General features: G+C 71.3%; 9 protein-coding genes. 3 read left to right on the top strand and 6 right to left on the bottom strand.

Going from position 1 to position 24,456, the window contains the following annotated elements; genetic code table 11:
• The first annotated feature begins 1 nt into the window (after position 1).
• Both ACF08W_RS03590 and ACF08W_RS03595 read left to right on the top strand, forming a co-directional pair.
• Positions 2 to 4,639, top strand: coding sequence for an amino acid adenylation domain-containing protein (locus tag ACF08W_RS03590; protein WP_392278337.1), 4,638 nt, complete (start codon positions 2 to 4; stop codon positions 4,637 to 4,639).
• Entirely contained in the window at positions 4,636 to 8,625 is a 3,990-nt protein-coding gene (locus ACF08W_RS03595; protein WP_392278260.1) for an amino acid adenylation domain-containing protein, read from the top strand. The genes ACF08W_RS03590 and ACF08W_RS03595 overlap by 4 nt, the downstream gene beginning before the upstream one ends.
• A gap of 434 nt (positions 8,626 to 9,059) precedes the next feature.
• Here the strand turns inward: ACF08W_RS03595 and sbnB are convergent, their stop codons facing one another.
• The 6 genes from sbnB to ACF08W_RS03625 form a co-directional block, all read right to left on the bottom strand.
• On the bottom strand, positions 9,060 to 10,067 hold the full coding sequence (sbnB, locus tag ACF08W_RS03600) for a 2,3-diaminopropionate biosynthesis protein SbnB (protein ID WP_392278261.1): 1,008 nt from the start codon (positions 10,065 to 10,067) through the stop codon (positions 9,060 to 9,062).
• A gap of 53 nt (positions 10,068 to 10,120) precedes the next feature.
• A complete protein-coding gene (gene sbnA / locus ACF08W_RS03605) occupies positions 10,121 to 11,068 on the bottom strand; it encodes a 2,3-diaminopropionate biosynthesis protein SbnA (RefSeq protein ID WP_392278262.1) in 948 nt (315 codons plus the stop codon).
• Positions 11,065 to 12,291 carry a glutamate synthase-related protein gene (locus tag ACF08W_RS03610; RefSeq protein ID WP_392278263.1) on the bottom strand — a complete coding sequence of 409 codons (1,227 nt, stop codon included), beginning with the start codon at positions 12,289 to 12,291 and terminating at the stop codon, positions 11,065 to 11,067. Before ACF08W_RS03610 ends, sbnA begins: the two co-directional genes overlap by 4 nt.
• The gene (locus ACF08W_RS03615; RefSeq protein ID WP_392278264.1) at positions 12,288 to 13,286 is read right to left on the bottom strand and encodes an asparagine synthetase A; all 999 of its coding nucleotides are present in this window, start codon (positions 13,284 to 13,286) and stop codon (positions 12,288 to 12,290) included. Before ACF08W_RS03615 ends, ACF08W_RS03610 begins: the two co-directional genes overlap by 4 nt.
• A gap of 97 nt (positions 13,287 to 13,383) precedes the next feature.
• A complete protein-coding gene (locus ACF08W_RS03620; protein ID WP_392278265.1) occupies positions 13,384 to 14,670 on the bottom strand; it encodes a methylaspartate mutase in 1,287 nt (428 codons plus the stop codon).
• Positions 14,657 to 15,127 (bottom strand): cobalamin B12-binding domain-containing protein, encoded by a 471-nt coding sequence (locus ACF08W_RS03625; protein WP_385216071.1) that lies wholly within the window; start codon positions 15,125 to 15,127, stop codon positions 14,657 to 14,659. The genes ACF08W_RS03620 and ACF08W_RS03625 overlap by 14 nt, the downstream gene beginning before the upstream one ends.
• A 375-nt stretch (positions 15,128 to 15,502) precedes the next feature.
• Between ACF08W_RS03625 and ACF08W_RS03630 the strand changes: the two genes are divergently transcribed.
• Positions 15,503 to 24,379, top strand: coding sequence for an amino acid adenylation domain-containing protein (locus ACF08W_RS03630; protein ID WP_392278266.1), 8,877 nt, complete (start codon positions 15,503 to 15,505; stop codon positions 24,377 to 24,379).
• The last annotated feature ends 77 nt before the right edge of the window (positions 24,380 to 24,456 follow it).

Below are 24,456 nucleotides of genomic sequence, written 5' to 3' on the forward strand. Positions count from 1 at the left end.
TATGAAGCGGAGCGCGGAAGCGGCCCGTATCGTACGGGCCGACCGGGAGGACGGACCGCTGCCGCTGTCGTTCGCGCAGCAGCGACTGTGGTTCCTGGACCGGCTGACGCCGGACAGCGCGGAGTACCTGGTGCCGACGGTGCTCCGGGTACGCGGCGCACTCGACGTACCCGCGCTCGGCACGGCACTCTCGGGCCTGGTGGCCCGGCACGAGGTGCTGCGCACGGCCTTCCCGGCGGACGCCGACGGCGCCCCGCGACAGGCGATCGGTGCCCCCTGGCCGGTGGAGGTCACCGTCCACGACCTGCGGGCCGAGCCGGACGCGGAGACCCGCGCGGGCGAGGTGCTGCGCCGGGAGGCGACGCGCCCGTTCGACCTGGAGACCGGACGGCTGCTGCGGGCCGACGTGGTGAGGCTCGCGGAGAACGACCACTTCCTTCTTCTGACGGCCCATCACATCGTGTCGGACGGGTGGTCCTCCGGGATCCTGGCCCGTGAGCTGCGTGAGCTGTACGCGGCCGCCGTGGCGGGGCGTGAGGCTTCGCTTCCCGAACTGCCTCTTCAGTACGCGGACTTCGCCGCCTGGCAGCGGGAGCAGCTCAGCGGGGACTTCCTGGAGCGGCAGCTGGCGTACTGGCGCGGCCGCCTCGCCCATGTGGCACCGCTCGAACTCCCCACCGACCACCAGCGTCCGACGGAGCCGAGCGGCAGCGGTGACGTGGTCACCTTCTCGGTGCCGCCGGAGGTGGTGGAGGCGCTGCGGAAGACGGCGCGTGCGCAGGGTGCGAGCCTGTTCATGGCGTTGCTGGCGGTCTTCCAGATCGTGCTGGCCCGTTACTGCCGGCAGGACGACATCGCGGTGGGCACCCCGGTCGCCGGTCGGAACCGGGCGGAGACGGAGGAGCTGATCGGTTTCTTCGTGAACACGCTGGTGCTGCGGACGGATCTCGCCGGCGATCCGACCTTTGTCGAGTTGCTGGGCCGGGTGAAGGAGACCGCGCTCGGTGCGTACGACCACCAGGACCTGCCCTTCGAACGCCTCGTGGAGGAACTCGCCCCGGACCGGGATCTGTCCCGCAACCCCCTGTTCCAGACGATGTTCGTCCTTCAGGCGCCCGGAAGCGCGGACGGCCAGGAATGGGAGCTGGCGGGCACACGGACCGAACCGGTCGAGATCGAGCGCGGAGTCGCCAAGTTCGACCTGACGCTCACGGCGGTCGAGTCGGCGGACGGGCTGCGCGCCGTCCTGGAGTATCGGACGGATTTGTTCGATCGGGTGTCGGTGGAGCGGTTGGCGGGGCATTTGGTGACGTTGGTGGGGTCGGTGGCGGTTGCTCCGGGGGCGCGTTTGTCGGAGTTGAACATGTTGACGGTGGGTGAGCGGCGGGAGGTGTTGGTGGAGTGGAATGGTGTGGTGGGTCCGTATCCGGATGGGGCGAGTGTTCATCGGCTTGTTGAGGAGCGTGTGGCGGTTGATCCGGATGCGGTTGCTGTTTCGTTCGGGGGGTGTGAGTGGTCGTTCGGTGAGGTGAATGCGCGGGCGAATCGGCTTGCTCATCATTTGCGTGGTGTGGGTGTGGGGGCGGGTTCGTTGGTCGCGGTGTGTCTGGATCGTTCGCCGGAGCTGGTGGCGGTGTTGCTGGGGGTTTTGAAGGCGGGGGCTGCTTTTGTTCCGTTGGATCCGGAGTATCCGGTGGACCGGATTGCGTACATGGTCGAGGATTCGGGGGCGTCATTGGTCGTGACGAGTTCGGATCTGGTGGGCCGGTTGCCTGGTGGGGTCGAGTCTCTTCTGGTGGATGTGGGGTGGCCGGAGGGTTCGGTGGTGGATCTGGGGGTGGTGGGTTCGGTGGATGATCTGGCGTATGTGATTTATACGTCGGGTTCGACGGGGCGGCCGAAGGGGGTGGCTCTGGAGCATCGGGGTGTGGTGAATTATCTGCACTGGTGTGATGAGAATTATCCGGCGCCGGGTGTGGGTGGTGTGGGGTCGGTGTTGTATTCGTCGGTGGCGTTCGATCTGACGATCACGGCGTTGTTCCTTCCGTTGATCCAGGGTCGGCGGTTGGTGATTCCGGTGCCTGGTGCGGGCGAAACGGCGTTCGATGCGGCGATCGATCTGGTGTGTTCGAATGTGCCGATCGGGTTCTTGAAGGCGACGCCGTCGCATTTGGAGGTGTTGGCGGCGCATTTGGAGAGTCGTGGTGCGCGGCATTGCATCGGGACGATCGTTGCGGGGGGTGAGAGTCTTTCGCCGGGGTTGGTGGCCCGGTTGTTGGGGGCGAGCAGTACGCGGACGACGGTGAGCAATGAGTACGGTGCGACCGAGGGTTCGGTGGCGAACGTGATGAGTCTGACGACGGCGCCGGATCCGCATGGTGGCACGACCACGCTGGGCCGGCCGATCACGAACACCACCGCGTACGTCCTGGATCATCACAATCAGCCGGCGCCTGTGGGTGTTCCGGGGCATGCGTTGCTCGGGGGTATTTGTCTGGCCCGGCATTATCACAATCGGCCGGAGCTGACCGAGGAGCGGTTCATCCCGAATCCGTTGACGCCGCCGTGGCCGGATCCGCGGACGTATCGGACGGGGGATCTGGTGAAGTGGCGGGCGGACGGGACGTTGGAGTTCGTCGGGCGGATCGACAACCAGGTCAAGTTGCGGGGGTACCGGATCGAGCTCGGTGAGATCGAGGCCGCTCTCACCGCGCACCCCGGCATCCACACCACGGCCGTCATCACCCGCGAGGACACACCCGGCAGTAAACAGCTGGTCGCCTACATCGTCGCGACGCCCGGCAACGCACCCACCACACAACAACTGCGCACCCACCTCCAGCAGCAGCTCCCCGAGTACATGGTTCCCAGCATGTACGTACTCCTCGACGAGTTGCCTCTGACGCCCAACGGGAAGGTCGACACCAAGGCCCTTCCCGCCCCCGACCACCACCGCCCCGACCTCGCCACCACCTACACCGCACCCCGGACGGACACCGAGCGCACCCTTGCCGCGATCTGGTCCGAGATCCTCGGCATCGACACCATCGGCATCCACGACAACTTCTTCGAACTCGGCGGGGATTCGATCGTCAGCATCCAGATGATCGCCCGGGCCAAGAAGTTCGGCGTGCACCTCACGCCGCGGCAGATCTTCAAGAGCCAGACGATTGCCGAGATCGCCGTCCACGCCGCCGCGGCCACCTCGGTCGACGCGGAACAGGGCCGAGTGGCGGGCGAGGTCCCGCTGACACCGATCCAGCACTGGTTCTTCGAGAAGGACCTGTCGACGTTCGACCACTTCAACCAGGCCGAGCTGCTCGTCACCGACGGACTCGCCCCCGACGTGCTGCGGCTCGCGTTGGCAGACCTGACGGAGCACCACGACGCACTGCGCCTGCGCTGTGTGAACGGGCCCGACGGCTGGCGTCAGTACCTGGACGAGACCGTGGACACCGACATCCTCGACGTGCACGACCTGTCCGGGGTCCCGGACGAGTCCTTGGCGTCGGTGGCGCAGGACATCGCGGAGGAGACGCAGCAGAGCCTCGGCCTGGCCAAGGGGCCGTTGCTGCGGGCCGCCCTGCTGGAACTGGGGCCGACGCGCGGACAGCGGTTGCTCACCGTCGTACACCACCTGGCGGTCGACGGTGTGTCCTGGCGGGTCCTCCTGGAGGACCTGGGCAGCTGCTACGAGCGGCGGGCTGCCGGCCTCGCGCCCCTGCTGCCGGCGAAGACGACGTCGTTCCGGTCGTGGGCCCAGCGGTTGAGCGCCTTCGCGGAATCGGCCGAGGCGCGCTCCGAGTACGCCTACTGGGCCGAGCCCAAACCGGCCGGTCGGGTGCCGCGCGACCGGGACGGCCGCAACGACGTGAGGTCGGCCGCCAGCGTCTCGGCGGCGCTCAGCCCCGAGGAGACCCGTGCCCTGCTGAGAGACGTGCCCCGGGCTTTCAGCACCCGGATCAACGACGCGTTGCTCACCGCACTGGCCCACGCCCTGCGGGACTGGACGGGGGACGACGAGATCCTGATCGGCCTGGAGGGACACGGCCGTGAGGACCTCTTCCCGGACGTGGACCTGTCACGAACGGTCGGATGGTTCACGTCCGTCTTCCCCGTCGCACTGCACCTTGCCCCCGGAACCACGGGACCGGTGGCCTCGCTCGACTCGGTACGCGAGCAGGTGGCGCGGATCCCCAACAAGGGCATCGGCTACGGCATCCTGCGCCATCTCGGCGCCCCGGACGTGGCCGACGTACTGCGCCGGCAGCCCACTCCGGAAGTGAACTTCAACTACCTGGGGCAGTTCACCAGGGAGCTGCCGGGCATCGGCCGGTACGCCGGCCCCGACGAGTCGAAGGGCCACTCGATCGGCCCGGACGGTATGCGCTGGAACGTACTGGACGTGACCGCGGCCGTCGAAGGCGACACGTTCGGGCTGTACATCAGCTACTCGACCGCGCTGCACGAGCGGCACACCGTGGAACGCCTGGCCAACGGTGTCGTCGGCCACCTGCGCGAGCTGATCGCCGGAAGCGTGGACGGAGCCGCCGACGCCCGCCGGGAGACCCCCGGCGTTCCCCTCACCGATGTCGGTGAGACCGACATGGCCGCGATCCTGAAGAGGTTCTCGATATGAGCGCGCACAACGTGGAAGACGTCTACGGACTCTCGCCCCTGCAGTTCGGCATGCTGTACCACTCGCTGGAGGACACTTCCGACACGCGCCCGTACATGGTGCAGATGGCCGAGGAGTTCTCGGGGCCGCTCGACGAGAAGCTGTTCGGGGGCGCCTGGCAGCAGCTCGTCGACCGGCACTCGATCCTGCGCAGCGCGTTCGTGTGGGAGGGGGTCTCGGAGCCGGTGCAAGTGGTGCAGCGCAGCGCTCCGCTCCCCTTCGAGACGAGGGACCTGCGCGGCCTGCCCGATCAGGAGGAACGGCTGAGCGCCTTCCTGGCGGAGGACTGGGACCGGGGGTTCGACCTCTCGCGGGCCCCACTGGTCCGGGTCACCGTGCTGCGGATGGAGGAAGAGCGCCGGATCGTTGTCTGGTCGTTCCACCACATCCTCCTCGACGGCTGGAGCGTGCAGATCCTCCAGAAGGAGCTGTTCGCCCTCTACCGCGCCCTGCTCGACGGTGTTCCCGCCGAACTGCCGGCGACCGCTCCCTACCGCCGCTACATCGAGTGGCTCAACGCCCGGCAGGACGACGGCTCCGCGGCGTTTTGGACCGACTACCTCGCGGGCGTCACCGAACCCACCGCCCTGCACGTCGACCGGGACACCGGGGACACGGGAGTCGGCGAGTTCGAGGTGTGCGCCTCCACGGAGCTCTTCACACGGGCCCGGGAGTACGCCAAGTCCCAGCGCGTCACGATGAACACCCTGGTACAGGGTCTGTGGTCGATCCTGCTCTCGCGGTACAGCCGCCAGGACGAGGTGCTGTTCGGCTCCACCATCTCGGGCCGGTCGATCGATCTGCCCGATGTCGATTCGATGATGGGGCTGTTCATCAACACGCTGCCGGTGCGCGGCCGCCTCACCGGCGACCTGGTCGTCTCCGAGTGGCTGAGGGACCTCCAGGACGAGCAACTGGAGATGCGGCAGTGGGAGTACTGCCACCTCGTCGACGTGCAGAAGCACAGCAGGATCCCCCGCGGCGAGCCACTTTTCCGATCCATCCTCGTCTTCGAGAACTACCCGGTGGTGCAGAAGCCCTCGGACTTCCCCGAGAGGCTGACCCGGCGTCTGATCAACTGCGTGGAGCGCACCGGATACCCGCTGACCCTCGTGGTATCGGCCGGCCGGGCACTGGAGTTCCGCTTCGTCTATGACCGGAGCAGATTCGACGCGAAGACGATCGAGCGGATGGCCGGCCACCTCGAAACCCTGCTGACCTCAGTAGTGGACGCGCCCGGCGCACGCATCGGCGACCTCCAGATGCTGACGGTGGATGAGCGGCGGGAGGTGTTGGTGGAGTGGAATGGTGTGGTGGGTCCGTATCCGGATGGGGCGAGTGTTCATGGGCTTGTTGAGGAGCGTGTGGCGGTTGATCCGGATGCGGTTGCTGTTTCGTTCGGGGGGTGTGAGTGGTCGTTCGGTGAGGTGAATGCGCGGGCGAATCGGCTTGCTCATCATTTGCGTGGTGCGGGTGTGGGGGCGGGTTCGTTGGTCGCGGTGTGTCTGGATCGTTCGCCGGAGCTGGTGGCGGTGTTGCTGGGGGTTTTGAAGGCGGGGGCTGCTTTTGTGCCGTTGGATCCGGAGTATCCGGTGGATCGGATCGCGTACATGGTCGAGGATTCGGATGCTTCGCTGGTGATCACCAGCACGGTGTTGGACGACCGTGTTCCGGAGGGTTTTCCGCGTCTTCTGGTGGATGTGGGGTGGCCGGAGGGTTCGGTGGTGGATCTGGGGGTGGTGGGTTCGGTGGATGATCTGGCGTATGTGATTTATACGTCGGGTTCGACGGGGCGGCCGAAGGGGGTGGCTCTGGAGCATCGGGGTGTGGTGAATTATCTGCACTGGTGTGATGAGAATTATCCGGCGCCGGGTGTGGGTGGTGTGGGGTCGGTGTTGTATTCGTCGGTGGCGTTCGATCTGACGATCACGGCGTTGTTCCTTCCGTTGATCCAGGGTCGGCGGTTGGTGATTCCGGTGCCCGGGGCGGGCGAAACGGCGTTCGATGCGGCGATCGATCTGGTGTGTTCGAATGTGCCGATCGGGTTCTTGAAGGCGACGCCGTCGCATTTGGAGGTGTTGGCGGCGCATTTGGAGGGTCGTGGTGCGCGGCATTGCATCGGGACGATCGTTGCGGGGGGTGAGAGTCTTTCGCCGGGGTTGGTGGCCCGGTTGTTGGGGGCGAGCAGTACGCGGACGACGGTGAGCAATGAGTACGGTGCGACCGAGGGTTCGGTGGCGAACGTGATGAGTCTGACGACGGCGCCGGATCCGCATGGTGGCACGACGACGTTGGGCCGGCCGATCACGAACACCACCGCGTATGTTCTGGATCATCACAATCAGCCGGCGCCTGTGGGTGTTCCGGGGCATGCGTTGCTCGGGGGTATTTGTCTGGCCCGGCATTATCACAATCGGCCGGAGCTGACCGAGGAGCGGTTCATCCCGAATCCGTTGACGCCGCCGTGGCCGGATCCGCGGACGTATCGGACGGGGGATCTGGTGAAGTGGCGGGCGGACGGGACGTTGGAGTTCGTCGGGCGGATCGACAACCAGGTCAAGTTGCGGGGGTACCGGATCGAGCTCGGTGAGATCGAGGCCGCTCTCACCGCCCACCCCGACATCCACACCGCCGCGGTCATCACCCGCGAGGACACGCCGGGGGACAAGCGCCTGGTCGCCTACGTGGTTCCCGTTCCCGGGCGCGGTCCCGGTGTGCGTGAGCTCCGTGCCCATCTCCAGGAGCAGTTGCCCGAGTACATGGTTCCCAGCACGTATGTGCTCCTGGACGAGTTGCCTCTGACGCCCAACGGGAAGGTCGACACCAAGGCCCTTCCCGTCCCCGACCACGACCGCCCCGACCTCGACACCACCTACACCGCACCCCGCAACTCGACCGAGGAGACCATCACCGCTGTCTGGACCGACGTCCTGGGCATCGACACCATCGGCATCCACGACAACTTCTTCGAACTCGGCGGACAGTCGATCAGCGCTGTCCGGGCGGTCTCTCGGCTGCGGGAAGCCGGTCTCGACGTCGCCCTTCAGCAGTTCGTGCGGCACCCGACGGTGGCCCAGCTGGCGGGCGCACTGGATGTCCCGCAGGCGGCGTCGGCCGGGCTGGTGGTGCTCCTTTCGTCCGCGGTGGACCCGGAGCTGCCCGTTCTCTTCTGCGTGCACCCGGGCGGCGGCAGCACCCATCCGTACCGGGCCCTCGCGCGATGCCTTACGGGCCGGTTCACCGTGTACGGCGTCCAGGCTCCGGGGCTGAACGCGGGCGAGGCGCCTCTCGTCGGCATCGAGTCGATCGCGGAGCGGTACTGGCGGGAGATCCGCCGGGTGCAGCCCACGGGGCCGTGCACCCTCCTCGGATGGTCGACCGGCGCGGTGATCGCCCATGCGATGGGGGAGCAGGCGCCGGAGGAGGTGGCCGGTCTCTATCTGCTGGAACCGGCGGTCACCGGCGACGACCAGCGGGCGCGCTTCCAGCGCCACGCCGAGGTGTACCGCCGGGTGGACGAGCTGTGGCGGCGCGGCCAGGACGAGCGGGGTACCGAACGCGCCGCAACGGAGCAGGAGTTGCGGAGGCTCGCTCCGGAGATGAACCTCGACGAGAACCTCGTCACGCTCGATGAATGGCTCCCCTACGCGGTACTGGAGGCCGAGGTGCGCTCGCTCGCCGCCTACCGGCCCGGTCGCTCGGCGGCCAGGGCGACGCTGTTCGTCAGCGACACGGTGCGCGACGGCAGCGGCGACGAGGTGCCGGAGGCCCGCTACCTCGCCCACTGGCACGGGCTCTACCCCTCAGGACTGGCCCAGCGGGCGATGCCGGGCCGGCACATGGAGATGGTGAGGGGCGCCGATCAACTGAACGCCGTAGTAGCCGAGTTCGGCCTTGCCGTGTCGGCCGGACCCGCCACCAGGGAGCGGGATCTGCAGCGGATCTGAGTACGGACCGCCGCCGCGGTACAGGGCCGGCGAGGAGCTGACAGGGTGTCGTGCCAGTCACGGCAGGACATCCTGCGAGGCTTCCTCGCCGGCCTTGCCGCATGTCCCGCCCCTGTCTCGACGCATGCCCCGCTGCACGCCCCGGCGATCCGGGCCGAAGGGCTTCGCTCCCGGCCCCCGGACAAAGCTTGAACGGGTCCCGGAGGAACCTTGAACGGATCCCGGCAGGAGCCTGCCCCTGGGTGTCGCCCTGCCGGAGGGCCTCGGTGAAGTCGTCGGGGACGGTGTCCAGCTCGGCTCACTGCCCGGTACGGGCCCGGCCGGCAGCCCCGTACCCGTTCGGCGCACAAGCCGAAGCCCCGGCCCCCTGGTCCCGCCGTGTGTGGCGGGGCCGTGGGCCGGGGCTTCGGGCATCGCGGCCGGGGCCGCCCGGTTCACCAGCGCTTCAGCTCCGGGAAGAAGCCCGGTATCTCGGTGGCCCGCCCGGTGCGCAGGGCGGTCCGGTAGATGTGGTGGCCGACGGCCAGGTCGAGGACGCCGAGGCCGAACGGGGAGAAGACGGTGGGGCGGTCGTGGGCCAGGGTCACATCGCCGCGGAGCACGTCGGCCAGGGTGCCGTCGATGAAGTCGCGCGTGCCGTACTCCAGCTCCGTCAGATGGGGCGAGGTCCGCGCGGTGAGGCAGTGGTCCAGGTCGTCCAGGACGTTATGGCACTTGATCATGACGGTGGGGTGGATGTCGCGCAGCGACAGGTTCAGGACGAGCTGGCCGGGCCGGAGGGTATGCCGGTCCGTCAGCCAGGGTTCCGGTGCGGTGGTGGCGAGGACGATCAGGTCGGCTGCGGCCAGGGCCTCGTCGATCCGGTCCACGGCGCGGGCCTGCCAGCCGTGGGTGTCGGCGGTGTACGCGGCGAAGGTCTCGGCGTACGCGTCGACGTGGTCGTGGACCAGGCACTCGCGGACCTCGGTGGTGCGCGCCGCGAGGAAGTCGGAGACGGTCCGGGCGATGACGCCGGCGCCGACGAAGAGAACGGTCTTCGGGCCGTCCCCGTCGGCGAGGGTCTCCACGGCGAGCGCGGCGGACGCCGCGGTGCGGGCGGCGCTGATGCCGGACGCCTCCAGGCAGGCGAACGGGTAGCCGGTCGCGGCGTCGTTCAGCAGCAGGACGGCGGAGGCGCGCGGCAGGTTCTGGTCCACGTTCTGCGGGTAGCTGGCGATCCACTTGAGGCCGGAGACCGGTGCGTCGCCGCCGAGGTGGGCGGGGAGGGCGATGATCCGGGCGCCGGGATCGTGCGGGAAGCGCAGGAAGTAGCTGTTGGGGTTCACGGTGGCCCCGTGGCTGTGCTGGAGGTATGTCTCCCGCACGATGTCCAGGATGTCCGACGGCGCGGAGCCGATGACGTCCTGGGCGACGGAGCCGTCGATGACGTGGAAGGCTGACATCGGTGGTTGCCTTTCGCGTGCGTGCGTGCGTGCGTGCGTGCGTGCGTGCGGGTTCAGGTGAGGGCGCCGAAGTTCCGCTCGACCCAGTCGTTGTTGTAGACCGTGCCGAGGTAGCGCTCGCCGAGGTCCGGGGAGATCGCGGCGACGCGGGATCCGGCCGGGATGGTGTCGGCGCGGCGGCGTATGGCGGCGAGGACCGATCCGGTCGAGCCGCCGGTGAGCAGGCCGTGGGTGCGCGCGAGCAGTCGGCACTCACGTACGGCGTCCTTCTCGGCGATCAGCACCATGTCGTCGGCGAGCTCGGGTTCGAAGAGTTCGGGGACGCGGCTGGCGCCCAGGCCGGGGATGTGCCGGGGGCCGGGCTGGGCGCCGAAGAGGACGGAGCCGAGGGCGTCGACGGCGACGATCCGGGTGTGCGGCGAGAACTCGCGCAGATATTGCGCGCAGCCGACGAACGTGCCGGTGGATCCGACCCCGATGAACAGGTAGTCGAGATGCTGGACCGTCTTGAGCAGGGTGCGCGCGGTCTGTTCGTAATGGGCCCGCGGATTGGCCGGGTTGGCGTACTGGTTGAGCCAGACCACGGCCGGGTCCGCCTCGACGCGGCGTCGGATGTGGGCGATGCGGGACTGGAGGAAGCCGCCGTTGGCGTCGACGGTGTCGACGACGACCACCTCGGCGCCCAGGGCGCGCATGTGGTCGATGCTCGTGGCGTTGGTGTTCGGGTCGACGACGCAGGTGAAGTGGTAGCCCTTGGTGGCGCAGATCGAGCTGAGGGCGATGCCGAGGTTTCCTGACGAGGACTCGATGACGCGGGCACCCGGTGTGAGGACGCCGCGGTGCTCGGCGTCCTCGACGAGACTCAGCGCGGTCTTCAGCTTGACCGAGCCGGCCGGGTTGAGGCCCTCGATCTTCAGGAAGAGGTCCGAGCCGGGCACCATCCGGGGCAGTTGGACGAAGAGGTCGTCGGTGACCAGCTCGTAGGTGTGCTCGTAGATCATGGCCGGGGCTCCCAGAGGTCTTCGGGGCCGGTCTCCTCCGCCGCGTAACGGCCCAGTGCGCTGACGGCCATCCGCAGTTCCAGGGCCATGGCGTCCAGCAGGCGTTCGAGGCCGTGCTCCGGGTCCTCGTCGGCGGCGATCAGCGCGGCGCGGCCGAGGCCGACGGCACGGGCGCCGAGGGCGAGCAGCTTCACGGCGCGGAGGCCGTCCCAGACCCGTCCGCTGGCGAGGAGGGTACGGCCGGCGGGGTCGACGCGGCGCAGGCACTCGGCGAGCGGCAGCCCGACGTGGCCGAGAAAGCCGGTCGGGGCCCAGCCGGTTCCGCCCTCGGCACCGTCGACGGTGACGGCGTCGGCACCGGCGTCCCAGGCGATGGCGGCGGCCCGGCCGACGTCGCGGCCGGGGAAGAGCTTCACCCAGCAACGGGCGCGCGGGTAGTTGTTGCGCATGAGCTGGATCTGCCGGCGGAAGATCTCGTCGGTGAAGGTGCCCGGGCTCGCGCAGCGCAGGACCGAGGAGGCGCCGGGGCCCAGTCGCTCGACGGCGTACTGTCCGGCGAGGTCGGCCGCGACCGCCTCGCTGATCATGGTGAGGCCGCCGAGGCCGGGCTTGGCGCCCTGGCCGGTCTTGAGCTCGAAGCCGAGGCGGCCGGTGGTCAGGAGGCCGGTGACGGCGGGTTCGCTGTAGACCTGGTTCCAGACCTCGGAGTCGGCGTCCTCGGTGCTCTGCTGGACGCAGATGCCGCCCACGCCGTCGGGAAGTTCCTCGCAGTACGCCTGGACACGTTCCAGCAGGCCCTTGCGGTGGTCGTCGCCGCTGGAGCGGAAGCCGTTCATGGGGGCGACGTTCTCGCCGATGACCATGGGGATGCCGAGTCGTCCGGCCTGGCGGCTCAGGGCGAGCCCGGTGCCGGTGACGCGGGTGGAGCCGAGCGCCGACACGTAGACCGGCAGCGGGGCGGTGAATCCACCGAGCGCGGTGTCGAGGACGACGTCGGAGTAGAGGGGTTCGCGGCCGAGATCGATGAGCTTGGCCAGGCGGCCCGGCATGAAGACGGGCGGGGCCAGGCGCAGCCGGTCGATCTCGTCGCCGCCGGATTCGGGGTCGGCGCCGAAGACCGCCGTGCCGTAGCGGTCCGCAGGGGGGAAGACGGCGGCGGCGCCGTCACGGGCCCGGGCCCGGATGGATTCCTCGGGCAGGCCGGGGGCAGCCAGCTGGGTCACGGCGACACGACCCCCGCGATCTTCGGGAAGGCCGTGGTCCGCCAGACGGAGTCCAGGCCGGTGACCCAGCGGGTCAGGCGCTCCAGACCGATGCCGAAGCCGGCACTGCTGGGGATGCCGTGCCGGGCGACGTCCAGATACCAGGCGTACTTGGCGGGGTTCTCACCGGTTTCACGCATCCGGGTGACCAGGGCCGCGTACTCGTACTCGCGTTCGCTGCCGCTGCACAGTTCGCCGCAGCCCTCGGGGGCGATGAGGTCGAAGTTGAGCAGGGTGCCGGGCTCGTCCGGGCTCTCCTTGTCGTAGAAGCCGCGGGAGCCCTTGGGGTAGCCGACGACGAAGAACGGGGCGTCGGCCCGGCGGGAGATCCGCTCCTCGGCCTCCCACTCGATCTCGGTACCCGCGGCCTGCGGGTACCCGTCGCGGCGCAGGGCGTCGACGACCTCACCGTGCGGGACCCGGGCGAACGGCCGGGCCACGTGGCGGCGCAGGGTCTCCGGGTCGCGGCCGAGGACGGCGAGGTCATCGCCGCACTCGTCGACGACGGCGGTCACGGCGTGGCGCACCAGCTGTTCGGCGACGCCCATGGCGTCGTCCCGGCCGGCGCCCGCGTACTCGACGTCGATCTGCCGGAACTCGGTGAGGTGGCGGTGGGTGCCGCTGGTCTCGACGGGTTCGAGGCGGACGTTGGGCGCGACGAGGAAGATGCGGTCGAAGGCCAGCAGCGACGCCTGCTTGTACAGGATGGCGCTGGTCATCAGCTTGTAGCGGTGGCCGTAGTAGTCGACGTCCACCTGCTTGGCGCCGCGCGAGCCGGGGTCGGTGACGGGGCCGATGACCGGGTGGGCCATCTCCACGGCCCCGTCGGAGCGCAGGAAGGAACGGGCACCGGCCACGAGCGCCTGCTGGACGCGCAGGGCCGCCCGGGTGCGCGGGTCGCGCAGGTGCTCCAACGGCGTGGGCAGCGCGGCCCCGGAGGTTGACGGGTGATCCATCTGGAGTGTCATGTCTGTCGTGTCCTGTTCCTGTCGTTGCCGGGCCGGGGCACCCGCCATCGGTGGCGGAGGGGCGCCGGGGCGGGGGCCGCTCGGATCAGCTCGCCCTGTCGAGGCGGGCGGCGGCGGGGACGTCGTAGCGGTTCCTGACATGGTTGAGCGCCTGGAGCAGTCCGGACGAGGTCAGCCGCCCGGACGGCCGTGCGGCGGTGGGGCGGCCGAGCGGGAGCGACCCGGTGCGGGACCACTCCAGCCGACCGTGGTCGGAGATGAAGCTGCGGGTGCGCCCCGCGTTGTCGGGGTGCAGGCAGAACGGGACGTCGAGATAGCCGTGGGCGAAGGCGCGCACCAGGGCCTGCCCGATGTCGTCGTGCAGGTGCAGGACGGCCTCGACGAGGGAGCGGGCCTCCGCCTCGATGCCGGTGGACGGGGGCGGAGCGGCCGGACGCGTGGTCCGGGCGGCCGCGGCGGCGGTCTCCAGCGCGACGACGTTCTCCTCGACGGTGGGGATACGGGCCGACTCCGCCGGTGTCTTGACGATGAGCCGGGTCGCGCCGGTGCGCACGGCGAGCCGGGCGGCGTCCGCCACCAGCCGCAGCGCACCGTCCCAGGTCTCCGGGTAGACGCCCATGTACGTGTAGACGACCACGTGCCAGGAGACGTCCGGGAGATGGTCGGCGGCGAGGGCGCGCAGGGCGTGGAGGGCCTCCTCGTCCTGTTCGCGGTCGGTCTGCTGGGCGTAGCTGAGGGAGACGCTGCGCAGACCGTGCCGGCGGAAGAACACGGCCTCCAGCACGGAGAGGGCGACGAGCAGGGACGGCGGGCAGAGCTGGCCCAGCATGCAGCCGCCGAAGGTCTCCAGATGGGGTTCGGTGCCGGCCTCGCGCAGTGCGGCGAGGCTGCGGCACGCATCGGCCCAGGCCCGGATCGACGTGGCCAGCGGGGTGCGGCCGTAGGGCAGGCAGTAGGAGACGGGGCCGCCCTCGGTGGCGTCGAGTCCGGCCGCGACGAGCGATTCGACGATCCGGCCGGGTTGCGCGGAGCCGTGCCGTACCTGGACGGGGAAACCGGGGCCGTGGACGCCGTCGAGAAGACCGGTGGTGGTCTCGACGGCCATGCTGACCAGCGGATAGCCGTTGAGGTGGTGGCCCTGGGCGACGGCGCGGGCGGCGGCCGCGTAGTCGCCGACGCGGGTGAAGCTGTCCAGGGTGAGGGTGCCGACCGTGGTGGCGTCGGCGCCCCGGGTGGCGATCAGACCGGCACGCATCCTGGCGGGGTCGGCGAAGCCCATGCGGGGCTGCACGACGAGGCCACCGGTACGGGCGGGGTCGGCCATGAAACGGTGGAAGGCGCCACCGGCGGGGGCGGGTTCAGCCGACGACATCGGCGTGCGGCTTTCCGGGCCGGTGCTGGGGCAGGGCGTCGAGCAGGGCGAGCAGCCCGGGGACCGCGTTCGGGCCGGTCAGGACGGCGTCGAAGCCGGCGTCGGTGAGCGCGGCATGGACCTCCGGGGCGAGCGTGCCCGAGGTGTCCAGCTTGCCGCCGACGACCAGCGGCACCCCGGCCAGTGCCGGTACGGCGCGCACCGCGCGGGCCAGCCCCGGGGCCTCCTCGGCACCGTGCCCGTTGACCGTACTGACGACGACGAGGCCGGGCGTACGGGCCGATACCTCCTCGATCAGCACATCGACCGGGACGCACGCGCCGAGATTGGTGACCTCCCAGCCCTGTTCCTCCAGCAGGAGCTGGAGGAAGAGCAGGTTCCAGGTGTGCGAGTCCGAGGCGATGGTGGTCAGGACCGCGTGGCGCGGACCGTCCGGGGGCTGGCGATGCGGGTACACGACCGGATCTTCCTCTCGAAACCGTGATGGGCCGCGACCGCTGAGATCGGGCCGGACACCCGTGACATCGCCCTCCTGGGGCGTCCGGGCGGTGCGCTGACGCGACGCCGTCCATCGTGGCCAGCGGTGATCGGGAACGGCACTGGGCAGTTGTGACCACCCCCGGAGGCGTCACTTCTGTCCACTGGGGGCGCGCGTCCGGGCCTCCTAGCCTGCTCGTCGCGGACGTTCGGCGCCGGCGGCCGCGGTTCCGCCGGCCGCACGTTCCCCGGACCGCCGGGAGGACTCCGCCCCTGCCCTCGACGCACGCCGTACGACGTGCCGCCCGTGAACCGCTTGTACCGCTGACGACGTCCTGACGATGGGGAGAGAACGGTGGCTGATCACCAGCTGGGGGAGTGGCGGCACGCACTGGCGGGCATCGAGCCGCTGGAACTGCCGCTGGACCACAGGCCGTCGGAGGACGGACCGGGTCCCATGGACCGGGTCCCGTTCGACGTGCCCGCCCGCACCGCCGACGCGCTGGCCGCGCTGGCCCGGGACCGGGGAGTGGAGCTGTCCGCGGTCCTGCTGACGGTGTTCCACACCCTGCTGGCGCGGCACGCGGGCCGGGGCGACGTCCCGGTGGCCGTGGTGGCGGACGGCACACGGGACACGGGCGCGGCGCTGGACGGCACGCGGGAATCGGACGCGGATGTGGCGGCCGTGGTGTGCGGCGCGTCCGGCGACCCGGCGTTCACCGAGGCCGTGGCCCATGTCGCGCGGGGCATGGCGGACGCCGCCGCCCGCGGCCCGGTGCCCTCCGGGACGACCGGCACCGCGGTGGCGTGGTTCGCGTGGCGCACCGCCGACCGGGGGCCCACCGCGTTCCCGCCCCACGCGCAGATCACGCTGGACCTCGTCGCGGACGACGGGCGACCAAGAGGCGTCCTCGGCTACCGGACCGATCTCTTCGCACGCGCCACGGCGGAGCGGATGGCGGGCCACCTCACGACGCTCGCGGGTTCCGCCGCCGAGGCGCCCGGCAAGCCGCTCAGCGCGCTGGACATGCTGACGGAGCCGGAACGGCACCGCATCCTGACCGAGTGGAACGGGCAGCGGTCCGCGTTCCCCGACACCGCGACCGTCCACCAACTGGTGGCGGACCGGGCCGTGCGCCGGCCCGACGCGGTCGCCCTGGAGCACGGCGGACAGCGGCTGACCTGCCGGGAACTGGACGAGCGCGCCCAGGGGCTCGCACACCACCTGGCGGAGCGGGGCATCGGCCCCGGCACACTGGTCGCGGTCTGCCTGGACCACGGCCCCGACCTGGTGTGCGCACTGCTCGGCGTGCTCAAGTCCGGCGCCGCCTACGTACCGCTGGACCCGGCCTACCCGGCCGAGCGGCTGCGGTACATGGTCGAGGACAGCGCCGCACCGGTGGTGGTGACGGACTCCGCGCACGCGGACCTCTTCGCCCCGGACACCGCGCTGTTGCGGGCCGACCGGGAGTGGCCGTCGGGCCCCGGCACCGCCCCGCTCGCCGCCGCGGGCCCGGACGACCTGGCGTACGTCATCTACACCTCGGGTTCGACGGGCCGCCCCAAGGGCGTGCGTGTCGCGCACCGGGGTGTCGTCAACTACCTGCACTGGTGCGACCGTAACTACCCCCCGGCACCCGGTGCCCGCATCGGTTCCCTGCTGTGCTCGTCGGCGGCCTTCGACCTGACCGTGACCGCGCTGTTCCTGCCGCTGGTGCAGGGGCTGTGCCTGGTCGTACCGGAGCCGGGGCCGGGGCAGAGTGTGTTCGACGCGGCCATGGACATCGTCGCGACCGGTGTCCCGGTCAGCTTCCTGAAGGCGACGCCCTCGCACCTGGAGCTGCTGACCGCCCGGCTGGAGCAGGACGGCGCCCGGCACGGCATCGCCACGGTCGTCGCGGGCGGCGAGGACCTGACTCCGGCGCTGGCGCACCGGGTACTGGCCCTCGGCACCGGGGACACCGCGATCGTCAACGAGTACGGCCCGACCGAGGCGACCGTCGGCAACGTGGTCGCCCGGACGACATCGGTGGACCCGGCGGCGGACCATGTGCCGATGGGCCGGGCGATCGACAACACCGAGGTGTACGTGGTCGGGACGCACGGCGAGATCCAGCCGGTCGGAGTCCCCGGCGAGCTGCTGATCGGCGGGGTCAACGTGGCCCTCGGCTATCTGGGCCGACCCGACCTGACGGCGCGGCGCTTCGTGCCGCACCCCTTCTCCGACGACCCCCGGGCCCGCCTCTACCGCACCGGCGACCTGGTGAAGTGGCTGCCGGACGGGCGCCTGGTCTACCTCGGCCGCATGGACGACCAGGTCAAGCTGCGCGGGCACCGGGTGGAGCTCGGCGAGATCGAGAACGCCCTGCTCTCCCGGCCGGCCCTCGCGGCGGCCACGGTCGTGGTCCGCGAGGACACCCCGGGCGACAAACGGCTGGTGGCCTACCTCGTGCCGGCCGGCGGCACGCCCCTGGCCGTGGCCGGGCTGCGCGCCGCCCTCGCCCGCGAGCTGCCCGAGCACATGCTGCCCGCCCGGTACGTCGTGCTGGAGCGGCTGCCGCTCACCCCGAACGGCAAGGTGGACCGGCGGGCACTGCCCGCACCCGAGAGCCACCGCCCGGATCTCTCCGCCGCGTTCGCCGCACCGCGCACCCCCACGCAACGGGCGGTCGCCGCCGTCTGGGCCGAGCTGCTGGGCATCGACGAGGTCGGCGCGGACGACGACTTCTTCGAGCTGGGCGGCCACTCCCTGCTGGCCGCCCGGGTCGCCTCCCGGCTGCGCCGCGACCTCGGAGTGGACGTCCCCTACCGGACGCTCTTCGACGCGCCGACCCCGGCGCTGCTGGCGACGGCCGTGGACGCACTGGAGCCGGACACCCGCGCCGCGATCCCGAGCGCGGACCGGACGAGTGTCCTGCCGCTCTCCTTCGCCCAGCAACGCCTCTGGTTCCTCGACCAGTTGGCGCCGGGCCGGGCCGAGTACACGATCCCGGTGGGGCTGCGGGTGCGGGGGGAGTTCGCGCCGGACGCGTTCGGTGCCGCACTGACGGCCCTGACCACCGCGCACGAGATCCTGCGGACCCGGTTCGTCGCGGATGCCACGGGACGCCCGTTCCAGGTCGTCGACGCCGTGCGCGAGGTGGCGGTGGACGTCCACGACGCCCGGCACCTCGGCACCGACGCCGCGCGCGAGATGCTGCGCGAGGCGGCCGGAGAGCCGTTCGACCTGGCCGCCGGGCCGCTGCTCCGGGCGACGGCGGTCCAGGTGGCCGACAAGGAGTGGCTGCTGCTGCTCACGGTCCACCACATCGTCTCCGACGGCTGGTCGGAGGGGATCCTCGCCCGCGAGCTGGGCGAACTGTACGGAGCGGCGGTGGCCGGCCGGCCGGGCGCCCCGGCCCCCCTCGGCCTCCAGTACGCGGACTTCGCGAGCTGGCAGCGCGAGGTGCTGGACGGACCGGCGCTGGCGGGGCAGTCGGCGTACTGGCGGGAGCGGCTCGCCGAAGCACGTCCGCTGGAACTCCCGACCGACCACCGCCGTCCGGCCCAGCGGTCGGGCCGGGGCGGCACGGTGTCCTTCTCGGTCCCCGCCGACGTCGTCGCAGCGGCCCGGCGGCTGGCGGCCGGGCAGGGCGCGAGCCTGTTCATGTCGCTGCTGGCGGTGTTCCAGCTGCTGATGGCCAAGTACAGCGGCCAGGACGACATCGCGGTGGGCAGTCCTGTCGCGGGTCGGAACCGGGCGGAGACGGAGGAGCTGATCGGTTTCTTCGTCAACACGCTCGTCCTGCGGACGGACCTTTCCGGGGATCCGGCGTTCACGGAGCTGCTGGACCGGGTGAAGGAGACCGCGCTCGGCGCGTACGACCACCAGGGCCTGCCCTTCGAACGCCTCGTGGAAGAACTCGCTCCCGACCGCGACCTCTCCCGCACCCCCCTCTTCCAGACGATGTTCGCCCTCCAGAACACCCCGGACGGCCACGCCTGGCGGCTGCCCGGAACGGTGGTGGAGCCGTTCCCCGTCCGCGAGGAGGAGGCCAAGTTCGACCTGTCCCTGATCCTCACCGAGCGGCCCGACGGCTCGCTCGGCGGAGACCTGGTCTTCGCCCTCGACCTGTTTGCCCCGGACACGGCCGAGCGGCTGGCCGGACACTTCGCCACGCTGCTGCGTTCGGCGGTCGCCGGACCGGAGCGCCGCCTGTCCGAGCTGGAGGTGCTGACCGGGGCCGAGCGGCGCCGGGTACTGACCGAATGGAGCGGGACGGCGTCGGCGGCGGCGGACGGGACCGTGGCCGGGGAGACCGTGCACCGGCTCGTCGAGGAGTGCGCCGCCCTGCGGCCGGACACGACCGCGGTGCTCGCGGCCGGCGGAGGAACGACCTACCGGGAGCTGAACACCCGGGCCAACCGGCTCGCCCGCCACCTGCGTCTGCGCGGGGCCGGTCCCGGGGCCGTGGTCGCCGTGTGCCTGGAGCGCGGCCCCGAACAGATCACCGCACTGCTGGCCGTGCTCAAGTCCGGCGCCGCCTACCTCCCGCTGGACCCCGAGCACCCCGCCGACCGGCTCGCCCACATGATCACGGACGCGCGGGCCGGGCTCGTGGTCACCGACGGCGCCCGGTCCGCCCGGCTGCCCGACGGCCCCGGCCGGTTCCTCACCGACCGGGACTGGCCCTCCCTCGCCGACCTGCCGGCCCATGACCCGGAACCCTCGGCGTCCCCCGCCGACCTGGCGTACGTCATCTACACCAGCGGTTCCACCGGCCGCCCCAAGGGCGTCGAGATCGAGCACCACAGCCTGGCCGGCCTGGTCCGCTGGACGGCCGACACCTTCGGCGCCGCTCCCGGACGACGGGTCGCGCTGCTGGCCGGAGTCGGGTTCGACGCGTCGGCCTGGGAGCTGTGGCCCGCCCTGGCGACCGGCGCCACCGTCTGCGTACCCGACGAGACGGTGCGGCTGACCCCGGCGCTGCTCCAGCGCTGGCTGAACGAGCGGCGGATCACGGGCACCTTCGTCTCCACACCGGTACTGGAGGCGCTGGCCTCCCTCGACTGGTCGGAGCCGACCTCCCTGGAACACGTGCTGACCGGTGGTGACGCGCTGCGCCTCCCGGCCGGGCTGCGTCTGCCCTTCCGCGTCGTCAACAACTACGGACCGACCGAGTCGACGGTGGTGACGACCTCGGCCGAGGTCGTCAGCGGCACCGCCGTCCCGCCGATCGGCCGCCCGGTGCCCGGCACCTTCGTGTACGTGGTGGACCGGCACGGCCGGCCGGTGTCGACCGGGGTTCCGGGCGAACTCCTCGTCGGCGGCGGCGGGCTGGCGCGCGGGTACCGGGGGCAGCGGGACCGGACGGCGGAGCGGTTCGTGACCGTCGACGTCGACGGCACACCGCGCCGCGTCTACCGCACCGGGGACCGGGTGCGCTGGCTGGCCGACGGGCAGCTCGAGTTCCTGGGGCGCCTGGACGACCAGGTGAAGCTGCGCGGGCACCGCATCGAGCCCGGCGAGATCGAGGCCGCGCTGCTGACCGGCCCCGACGTCGCCGCGGCCACCGTCGTCGTCCGCGAGGACACCCCCGGCGACAGGCGGCTCGTCGCGTACGTCGTCCCGTCGGAGGGCGCCACGGTGCACGGCGAGACCCTGCGCGGACGGCTCCGCAGGGAACTGCCCGACTTCATGGTGCCGTCCGCCTTCGTGCCGCTGGAGCGACTGCCGCTGACCCCGAACGGCAAGGTGGACCGGCGGAAGCTGCCCGCGTCCGAGCCCCGCGCGTCCGGGGCGCGCGGCCCGGCCCCCCGCACCCCGGTCGAACGGGCGGTCGCCGCCGCCTGGTCCCAGGTGCTGGGCACCGAGGTCACCGGGGTGGACGACGACTTCTTCGCGCTCGGCGGTCACTCCCTGCTCGCCACCCAGGTCACGTCACGGCTGCGGGACGCCCTGGGCGTGGAGGTGCCGGTGCGGGAACTGTTCGCGACCCCCACCGTCGCCGGGCTCGCCGCCACCGTGGAGGAGCTCGCCGCCGACGGGGCGGCCGGCACGGACCGCATCGGGCCGGCCGACCGCACCGGCGGGCCGCTGCCGCTGAGCTTCGCCCAGCGACGGCTGTGGTTCCTCGACCAGCTGGAACCCGGACGCGCCGAGTACGCCGTGCCCTTCGCGCTGCGCGTCAGCGGTGCCCTCGACACCGGCGCCCTCGACACGGCGCTGACCCGCCTGGTGGCACGCCACGAGATCCTGCGGACGAGGTACGTCGCCGACGACGACGGCGAACCGGCACAGATCGTCGACCCCCCGACGCCGGTGCGCGCGACCGTCCACGACCTGCGGCACATCACCGACCTCGGCGAACGGCACCAGGAGGCGAGCGAGTTCGCCCGCGCGGAGACCGCCCGACCGTTCGACCTGGCGGCCGGACCGCTGCTCCGCGCCCATCTGGTACGGCTGGCCGACGAGGAGGCACACCTGCTGCTGACGGTGCATCACATCGCCTGTGACGGATGGTCGGAGCCGGTCATGGCGCGCGAACTGCGGGAAGGCTACCGGGCGGCGACGGCCGGCACCGCGCCCGAGGACACCCGGCTCCCGGTGCAGTACGCCGACTTCTCCGTCTGGCAGCGGCAGAAGTACACCACTGACGTGCTGGAGGGACAACTGGCGTACTGGCGGGAGCGGCTCGCCGGGGTGGAACCCCTCGAACTGCCCACCGACCACCGCCGTCCGGCGGGGCGCCCCGGAGGCGGCGACACCGTGACGTTCGAGGTGGGCGCGGCCGTGGCCGCCGGGCTGCGGGAGGCCGCCAGGAGCGGCACCGCGAGCCTGTACATGGTCCTGCTCGCCGCCTTCCAGGTGCTGCTGGTCAAGTACGCCCGCCAGGACGACATCGCGGTGGGCAGTCCCGTGGCCGGTCGGAACCGGGCGGAGACGGAGGAGCTGATCGGTTTCTTCGTCAACACGCTCGTCCTGCGGACGGACCTTTCCGGGGATCCGGCGTTCACGGAGTTGCTGGACCGGGTGAAGGAGACCGCGCTCGGCGCGTACGATCACCAGGACCTGCCCTTCGAACGCCTCGTCGAGGAACTCGCCCCCGACCGCGACCCCTCCCGCAACCCCCTCTTCCAGACGATGTTCGTGTTCCAGAACACCCCGGACGAGGACGGCTGGAGCCTCCCGGGACTGGACGTCGAGCCGCTCGCGGTCACCCTGCCGGACGCCAAGTTCGACCTCACCCTGATGATCTCCGAGAGCGCGGACGGCGGGCTGCGCGGCACCCTGGAGTACCGGACGGATCTCTTCGAACGGGACACGGTCGCCCGGATGGCCGGCCACCTGGGCACCCTGCTGGAGACGGTGGCCCGCGAGCCCGGGGCACGGCTCTCCCGGCTCTCCCTGCTCACCGCCGAGGAGGGACGGCGCACGGTGGTCGAGTGGAACCGCACCGAGGCGCCCTTCCCGGACACCGCCACCCTCCACGGCCTGTTCGAGGAGCGCGCGGCGCGGCAGCCGGACACGGTCGCCGTGGAGGGACCGCAGGGCACCCTGACGTACGGACAGCTCAACGCGCGCGCCAACCGGATCGCCCACCATCTTCGGACCCGGTACGGAGTGCGGCCGGACATGCCGGTCGCGGTGTGCCTGGAGCGCGGCCCCGATCTGGTGACGGCCGTGCTGGGCGTCCTCAAGGCGGGCGCGCCGTACGTCCCGATGGACCCGGAGTACCCGGCGGAGCGGCTGGCGTACATGGTGCGGGACACCGCGACCCCCGTCGTCCTCACCGGCTCCGCGCACACCGGCCGGCTGCCCGCCGACGTACCGATGCTGCTGCTCGACCTGGACACCACGACTTTGCCCGACGAGCCGGACACCGATCCCCGGCCCGTCGCCGCCTCGCACGACCTCGCCTACCTGATCTACACCAGCGGCTCCACCGGCCGCCCCAAGGGCGTCGAGGTGGAGCACCGCAGCCTGATCAACCTGGTGCACTGGACGGTCGGCGAGTACGGGCTGGAACCCGGGCAGCGGATCGCGCTCATGGCCGGGATCGGCTTCGACCCGGCGGCGTGGGAACTGTGGCTCGGCCTGATCGGCGGCGCGACCTGCTGCGTCACCACCGAGACCGTCCGACTCAGCCCCCACCTGCTGCGGGACTGGCTGTGCGAACAGCGCGTCCACACCACGTTCCTGTCCACACCGATGCTGGAGGCCCTGGCGGCGCTGCCGTGGGAGGCGGACTGCGCCCTCGACTACGTGCTGACCGGCGGCGACCGGCTGCGGATGCCGCCGCGGGCACGGCTGCCGTTCCGCGTGATCAACAACTACGGGCCCACCGAGACCACCGTCATCGTCACCTCGACGGAGGTCGAACCCGGCGACGTGGTCCCGCCGATCGGCCGGCCCGTCGCCAACACCCGGGCGTTCGTCGTGGACCAGCACGGCCGGCCGCTGCCCGTCGGCGTCCCCGGCGAACTCCTCATCGGCGGCGTCCCGGTGGCCCGGGGCTACCGGGGCAGGCCGGAGCTGACCGAGGAGAAGTTCGTCCCGTACGAGGCCGAAGGGGTGAGCACCCGGGTCTACCGCACCGGCGACCTGGTGCGGTGGCGGGCGGACGGGGAGCTCGAATTCCTCGGGCGGATCGACAACCAGGTGAAGATCCGCGGCCACCGCATCGAACTCGGCGAGATCGAGTCCACCCTGCTGACCCACCCCGGCATCGGCGAGGTCACGGTGATCGTCCGCGAGGACACCCCCGACGACAAACGGCTCGTCGCCTACCTCGTGCCCACCGGCACGGACGCGCCGACCACCGCCGACCTCCACGCCCATCTGGGACGGTTCCTGCCCGACCACATGATCCCGGCGGCGTTCGTCACACTGGAGCGCCTCCCGCTGACCCCCAACGGCAAGGTGGACCGGAAGGCCCTGCCGATCCCCGACCACCAACGGCCGGACCTGGGAGAGGAGTACACGGCACCGCGCAACGCCGTCGAGCGGGCGGTCACCACCGTCTGGCAGGAGCTGCTGGGCATCGAACGCGTCGGCGTGCACGACAACTTCTTCCAGCTCGGCGGGCACTCGCTGCTCGCCACGCAGGTGGCCTCCCGGCTCCGGAAGGCGCTCCGGGTGGACGTCCCGGTACGCGCCGTGTTCGAACTCCCCACCCCGGCGCAGCTCGCCCAGGGCATCGCCGACCTGATGATGGCGGCGATCACCGCGCAGTTCGCCCCCGCCGGGTGATCCTGCCCGGTGCCGCGACGGAAGAGGCCGGACCCCGGCGACGGGATCCGGCCCCTTCCCGGCCCGGTGCGCCGGAC

Origin of the sequence: Streptomyces sp. NPDC015144 (genome assembly GCF_043079735.1) — a bacterium.
GTDB lineage: Bacteria > Actinomycetota > Actinomycetes > Streptomycetales > Streptomycetaceae > Streptomyces.